Origin of the sequence: uncultured Campylobacter sp., assembly GCF_938045535.1 — a bacterium.
Classification (GTDB): domain Bacteria; phylum Campylobacterota; class Campylobacteria; order Campylobacterales; family Campylobacteraceae; genus Campylobacter_B.
In genome coordinates this window covers 1-1344 of sequence record NZ_CALIMQ010000159.1, presented here as the reverse complement: position 1 = coordinate 1344, position 1344 = coordinate 1, and the positions used below count along the sequence as shown (strand labels likewise).

The 1344-nt window shown below is 40.7% G+C and carries 3 protein-coding genes; all 3 read right to left on the bottom strand.

Annotated features, from left to right (window positions below):
• Positions 1-252: type II toxin-antitoxin system RelE/ParE family toxin (locus Q0095_RS05060; RefSeq protein ID WP_297881956.1), on the bottom strand; the 252-nt coding region annotated here is incomplete at its 3' end.
• A 3-nt stretch (positions 253-255) separates the two neighbouring features.
• Entirely contained in the window at positions 256-492 is a 237-nt protein-coding gene (locus Q0095_RS05055) for a hypothetical protein (protein WP_297881954.1), read from the bottom strand.
• Positions 493-667: 175 nt separating this feature from the next.
• Positions 668-1344, bottom strand: a 677-nt coding sequence (locus Q0095_RS05050) for an ATP-binding cassette domain-containing protein (RefSeq protein WP_297881952.1), incomplete at its 5' end; no start/stop codon positions are given.

The window sequence follows — 1344 nt, the reverse complement described above, 5'->3', positions numbered from 1 at the left end:
TATCGCTAGTATTTTTATGGCGTCTTTGCTTACGCGAAACGGCACAGTATAGCCTTTAAAAACCAGATCCCTAGTATCTTTACGATTTAGCTTAGGATTTTTTCTAAAACTATACGGGCGATTTGGAATGTCTGAAATTTTAACAATCAAATCATCTGCAAATTTAGCCGCCCTTTCGGGACTATCTTGCGCGATCAACATAATAATTTTATCCAGATCGTTAAGGAATTCTTCGCTGTAGACAAGCTTCATATCTTAGGCCATTTTTTTAAAAAGCGTATTTAAATGCTCCAACATTTCCTCGTGCGAGTGGTATTTCAGCTCGCCTCTATCATCGGCATCTGAAATTTCCATAAGTCTAGCTTCATCTTGCGGGCTTAAATAATTCAGCTCATTATAGCTTATAACGGCGGTAGGATCATTTGCGATTATATCCTCTATGGCTTTAAGCGTTTTAGCGTTTGATATTTGAATATTTATCGATGCAAGCATAGTTTATCCTTGTAGAGATCTAATTGAATTATGCCATAAATTTATAATAAAGCTCTTAAGCTTTGTGCGTATAACAAACGTATTAAAAATATGGGTTCAAGAAAAACATACTCAAATTTAAAGATAAATCTTTCATTAGCGCTACATTCATTCGCAGCTCTCATCTCATCCAAGCCTATCCTAGTTGCTTATCATATAAGCTCTTATAGTAGCCGCCCAGAGCCATTAGCTCATCGTGCTTTCCGCGCTCTACGATCTCGCCCTTATCTAGTACTAAAATTTCGTCGCAATTCTTAACGGAATTTAGCCTATGGGCTATAATGATGAAAGTTTTTCCCTTTTTGATCTCGCTTAAATTCTTATTGATAATGCTTTCGCTTTCATAATCAAGCGCAGAGGTTGCCTCATCAAAGATCAAAATTTTAGGATTATTTATGAGCGCTCTAGCGATTGCGATGCGCTGTTTTTGTCCGCCGCTAAGGCTCGAGCCGCGCTCGCCTACGAAGGTATCGTAACCTCCTGCAAGCTCTGCGATAAAATCATGAGCGCCCGCAATCTTGCTAACTCTAATGATCTCCTCCATACTCGCCCCGCTTGCGGCAAAGGCGATGTTTTCTTTGATGCTGCCGCTAAATAGATAGTTTTCCTGAAGGACCACGCCGATGTTTTGCCTCAAAAGATAGGGATTTAGGTGTCTGATATCTATGCCGTCGATATAAACGGCGCCCGAGCTTTGCAGATAGAGCCGCTCGATCAGCTTTGTGATAGTGCTTTTACCGCTGCCGCTTCTGCCTACTATGCCTACGCTTTTGCCCGGTTCTACGTGAAAGCTGATATCTTTAAGCACCAAAT